Genomic DNA, 5,382 nt, shown 5'->3' with positions numbered 1-5,382 from the left:
ATGGTCATTGTCAATAGTTGATGCTTTGGTGGTTTTATACTATAGATTCATGAATGTTAAACCAAATGAACCACACTGGGAAGGAAGAGACCATTTTGTGCTCTCAAAAGGGCATGGAGGGCCAGCGCTTTACGCTGTTCTTGCAGATAAGGGTTTTTTCCCGCTGGATTGGATTTATACGTTGAATCAGCCTGAAACCATGCTCCCATCTCATTGTGACAGACTAAGAACCCCCGGAGTAGATATGACAGCAGGCTCTCTTGGGCAGGGATTTTCAGCCGCCGTCGGTTTCGCTATAGCGAAGAAAATCACATAATATCCTTCGAAAGTTTTCCTAATAATCGGCGATGGTGAAAGTCAGGAAGGACAGATATGGGAAGCTGCTATGCTTGCTTCGAGTAAAAGGCTGGATAACTTAGTAGCCATGCTCGATTACAATAAAATGCAGATTGACGGCACGATAGATGAAATAAATTCTCTGGAGCCCCTGGAAGATAAATGGAGGGCATTTGGTTGGAACGTCTGTTCAGTAAATGGCCATGATATTGAAGAAATCAATGCAGCATTATCAAAAGCGGTAAAAGGTAAGGAGAAACCGTCTATGATTATCTTGAACACGATAAAAGGAAAAGGAGCCTTCTTTGCCGAAGGGAAGCTTTCATGTCATAACATGAAAGTTTCAGAAGAAGAGTGGAAAAAAGCGGTAGAAGAATTAGAAAAAGGGCAGGTGTAGTATCATGGAGATTCGGGGTCAGGAACTCAGAAAAGTATATACAAAAAAACTCATTGAAATCGCAGAAAATGATGATCGGATAGTAGTTCTAGAAGCGGATCTTGGGAAAGCCTCTGGAACTATACCCTTCAAGGAAAGATTTCCAGACCGATTCATAGATGTTGGTGTTGCTGAAGCAAATCTTATGGGGATTGCCTCTGGATTAGCAGTTATGGGTATGATACCATTTGCTCACTCTTTCACCCCTTTTGCTACACGAAGGGCATTTGATCAGATTACAATTTCAATTGCCTATTCCAAATTAAATGTAAAAATAGGTGGTACAGATCCTGGAGTAGCTGCCGAACTGAATGGTGGAACTCACATGAGTTTTGAAGATGCTGGTATCATGAGAAACCTACCTGGAATGATTGTGGTTGAACCTGCCGATTCCGTTCAGCTCCTGTCTCTTCTGCCTCAGATAATTAGCGTTGATTCACCAGTGTATATGAGATTGGATAGAAAGAACAGTAGATTACTTTTCCCTGAGAAAACAGAATTTACACTGGGGAAGATTCATAAAATTAGAGATGGAAATGATGTAACTATAATTTGCAGCGGAATAATGATAGAAAATTCCATAAAAGCTGCAACCCTACTGGAAAATGAGGGCATATACGCCAGAGTTCTCAACATGCACACATTGAAACCTATCGATAGAGAAACCGTAGTAAAAGCAGCTATGGAAACAGGTGCTATTGTCACTGCGGAAAACCACAGTATTATTAACGGTTGGGGAAGCGCTGTTGCAGAGGTTCTTGCAGAAGAGTATCCAGTTCCTATGAGAAGAATAGGCATAAGAGACCATTTTGGTGAAGTCGGCAAAAGGGAATTTTTGTTGAAAAAATACAAAATGACCGCCGAAGATATCGTTAAGGCGGCAAAGGAGGTCATTTTGATGAAGAATAATGGTGACTTCTGGAAAAGAAGGGTAAAAAATGCTTAGAGTTTTAAATGATGACAATAAACTTCAGGTATTACTCGGAAAGTTACTCATACTGGATCATTCAGTGAAGAATCCAAGCGTTTTTGTTGGCCGCGGCAATGAAACATACAGCATGTACCATGGAAATTTTGAAATTGGCGATGAATTGGAAGAGAGAATAGCCTTACGTCGCTGGCAGGTAAAGGAGCTTCTTCCTGAAAAGGCAAAACTTATTTTTGGAAATGAAGACGCAGCTGTTGAATTTGCTTTAGAGGCTGAAGATGACAAAGTAAAAATCGCTATTAGAAGCTGTCGGGGTTCATGGAACAGGTTTTGGATAAGACTCCATGCTGCCTCTAATGAGCGCATCTACGGTTGTGGTGAACAATTCTCCGAGTTAGACCTAAGAGGGAAGAAAGTACCTCTATGGGTTTCAGAACAGGGAGTTGGGCGGAACAAAAAAGAATTGGCAACTTTCGTCGCAGATAAGTTTGAAAAGGCTGGGGGGAATTGGTACACCACATATTTCCCTCAACCAACATTCATTTCGACCAGGAGATACTTTTGTCATGTCAATGATAGTCATTACATGAAATTTGATTTCAGCCATAGTAGTTATCACGAACTAGAATGCTGGAATATTCCCGAGTCTATCTTCATTGAAACCGGAAGTAGCTTAATGGAAGTCGTTACCAAACAGTCCGAATATTTGGGAAGGCAGCCTGGTCTTCCGAAATGGATAGTCGATGGTGTTGTGCTCGGCCTCCAGGGTGGAACAGATATTATTATGCCAAAAATCGAAAGGGCATTGGAAAAAGGCCTGAAGATAGGAGCAATCTGGATTCAGGATTGGGAAGGAAAAAGGATTACAACCTTTGGCAAGCAGCTTATGTGGGATTGGAAATATGACAGCGAACTTTATCCTGATCTTCCAAAACTCGTTTCTGACCTAAGGGAACGCGGAATAAGAGTAATGGGTTATATAAATCCTTTCTTAGCTCTTGAAGGAGATCTGTACAAAGAGGCTTCTGAAAAGGGTTATCTTATCAGAAAGAAAGATGGCAGTGAGTATCATGTTGTTGTGACCACATTTCCTGCTGCTATAGTTGACATCACAAATCCAGATGCTTATAACTGGCTAAAAGAAGTGATAAAAACCAACATGATTGGCATAGGCCTTTCCGGATGGATGGCAGATTATGGTGAATACTTACCAACCGATGCCCTGCTTCATTCAGGTGAAGATGCCAAAGCTTATCACAACAAGTTTCCAGTATTCTGGGCTAAGCTCAATCGTGAAGCCATCGAAGAAATGGGAAAACTTGGAGAAATTGTATTCTTTACAAGAGCTGGATACACAGGAACATCAGCCTACTCAACTCTTATGTGGGCTGGAGATCAGATGGTTGACTGGAGCCTTGATGATGGTCTTCCCTCAATAATACCCGCTGCTCTTTCTTTAGGATATAGCGGTTTTGGCCTTACTCACTCAGATATTGGCGGTTATACAACAATCAAAAATGATGTCATTAGTGTTATCAGAAGTAAAGAACTTTTTATCAGGTGGAGCTCTCTTGCTGCTTTTACACCTGTTATGCGAAACCACGAAGGGAATTTGCCAGAGGAAAACTGGCAATTTGACTCCGACGAAGAAACATTACTACATTTTGCAAAAATGAGCAGAATTCACTCCAAACTCACTCCATATTTAATGAGGCTCATTAGGGAAAATAGTGAAAAAGGCATTCCTGTGATGAGACACCCACTGATTCACTTTGAAGATGACCCAAATTTCTTCGATATGAAATACCAGTACATGCTCGGGGAAGACTTGATGATTGCCCCTGTAATTACTAAAGGGGAACGAGTGCATGAAGTATATCTTCCTGAGGGAGAATGGGTTAATCTTTGGACAGGGGAGGAATATAAAAAGGGAATTTATGCCGTTGATAGTCCTCTTGAAAAAATACCAGTATTCTTCAGAAAAAATTCCACATACTCTGAACTATTCAGAGAAATAGCACGTTTATAGGAGGGATCGCGCAATGGAAAACAAGAAAATTGTAATAGGCTCTGACAAATCCGGGTTTACATTGAAAGAAGCTTTGAAAGAATATCTCGTTGAACACGGCTTTGAAGTTGAAGATGTAGGAATGCAAACAATTGAAGACTTCCAACCCTATTATGAAGTTGCTCCCAAAGTTGCTAAAAAAGTGCAATCCGGGGAATTTTCCCGTGGTCTTCTTTGCTGCGGCACAGGAATGGGTATGGCAATAGTCGCTAACAAATTCAAAGGTGTCTATGCAGCCGTTGTAGAGGGAAGTTATGGTGCCAAAATGGCTAAAGTTATTAATAATGCGAATGTTCTTACCATGGGAGGATGGAAGCTTGCTCCGCAGGAAGCTATCGACATGCTTGAAAGATGGTTAAATGCCAGTTTCGCTGAAGGATTTCCTGAAGATAGGCAGGAGTTCTTAAAAAATGCTCTTGAAAAAGTAAAGGAAATAGAGATGGAAAATTTTAAATAACCAAGGTGAGAGACCTATATAATCCCAAACTATGTACATTAAAAAATGAAAAGAGCATGAAAACTCACTAAACTAGTTTTGAAGCTATACGCAACAAACGGCGGTTTCCCATGTACGGAACTTTTAAAATCTATGTATGAATGCTTATTCCAGAATTGAACGCAAGACACCATTGCTCGATTACACTAAAGGCCTTGCATGTCTCGTTTAACGAACATTAATCTAATAACGCATAGTTTGGGAATTTTGTTAAACCTAAGGAGGGGTTTTGCATGAATAGCAAGTTGTTATTCGCGATCTTATGTATGCTTATTACGGTTGTATTTGCATTTGGACAGAACTCTGCCAACGTCCAAAATGAAATCTCATACGACGTTTTTGATTACGCTCAACATCCAATGGGTACCATTTGGGGAGATCCTCTTCCTGATGCTCCTGCCCTTGCAGCACGGGGTGAATACATGGTTGGTGTACAAACGCTTCATCTGTCTAATCCCAACCAGACAGATGTTATCAATACTATAACCAGCAAATCCACTGTTATCTATGATCGACCTCTTACAGTTGAGGTATGGTACCCGGCGACACTTAAAGCGGGGCAAGTTCAGGTAACAGTTTACTGTGATTTTCTTGGTCGCTACGACAAGCCCGGCACTCTTGTACCATACACTTTCTTAGGTAGGGCAACGCGTGATGCGGTTCCAGACACAGCTGATGGACCTTATCCACTCATCATAATTTCTCATGGATACCCGGGTTCACGTCATTTACTCTTCTATCTTGGGGAAAATCTTGCCTCCAAAGGATATGTCGTAGTTTCCATCGATCATACAGATTCAACTTACAAAGATGTAGGACATTTTGCAAGTACACTTGTCAATCGTTCTTTAGATCAGAAATTTGTTATACGTGAGATACTCAAAATGCCAATTTGGAAAGATCTCTGTAACCCAAATGAAGTGGGCATTATTGGTTACTCAATGGGTGGTTACGGTGCGCTTAGAACACTCGGTGCCGGACTTGAAGATAGCAATACTATCAAAGGTTTTCTTGGTGAATTTGCTTCGATGCTTATTGCCAAACCTTCCGATGAAGGTGACCCGTTTGTAAAAGCTGCAGTACTTTTTGCCCCATGGGGTGGTTCATTCGGAACTGGT

The 5,382-nt window shown here is 41.1% G+C and carries 4 protein-coding genes and 1 pseudogene; all 5 read left to right on the top strand.

Features of this window, described 5'->3' with window-relative positions:
- Nucleotides 1–49 precede the first annotated feature (49 nt).
- A pseudogene (locus AC3LHT_RS08570) lies at nucleotides 50–733 on the top strand (transketolase).
- Between the two features lie 4 nt (nucleotides 734–737).
- A complete protein-coding gene (locus tag AC3LHT_RS08565) occupies nucleotides 738–1,718 on the top strand; it encodes a transketolase family protein (protein WP_488662597.1) in 981 nt (326 codons plus the stop codon).
- Entirely contained in the window at nucleotides 1,711–3,729 is a 2,019-nt protein-coding gene (locus AC3LHT_RS08560; RefSeq protein WP_488662596.1) for an alpha-glucosidase, read from the top strand. Before AC3LHT_RS08565 ends, AC3LHT_RS08560 begins: the two co-directional genes overlap by 8 nt.
- 13 nt (nucleotides 3,730–3,742) lie before the next feature.
- Nucleotides 3,743–4,225 carry an RpiB/LacA/LacB family sugar-phosphate isomerase gene (locus tag AC3LHT_RS08555; RefSeq protein WP_488662595.1) on the top strand — a complete coding sequence of 161 codons (483 nt, stop codon included), beginning with the start codon at nucleotides 3,743–3,745 and terminating at the stop codon, nucleotides 4,223–4,225.
- Nucleotides 4,226–4,497: 272 nt separating this feature from the next.
- Nucleotides 4,498–5,382, top strand: an 885-nt coding sequence (locus AC3LHT_RS08550) for an alpha/beta hydrolase family protein (protein ID WP_488662594.1), incomplete at its 3' end; no start/stop codon positions are given.

The organism is Kosmotoga sp. (genome assembly GCF_982836095.1).
The sequence above is the reverse complement of the archived record's forward strand: the minus strand, read 5'-3'. Positions and strand labels throughout refer to the sequence as shown.

Excerpts from the sequence above, each read along its gene's own strand:
- AC3LHT_RS08565 (WP_488662597.1), top strand. The coding sequence starts at position 738 with ATGGAGATTCGGGGTCAGGAACTCAGAAAAGTATATACAAAAAAACTC.
- AC3LHT_RS08560 (WP_488662596.1), top strand. The coding sequence starts at position 1,711 with ATGCTTAGAGTTTTAAATGATGACAATAAACTTCAGGTATTACTCGGA.
- AC3LHT_RS08555 (WP_488662595.1), top strand. The coding sequence starts at position 3,743 with ATGGAAAACAAGAAAATTGTAATAGGCTCTGACAAATCCGGGTTTACA.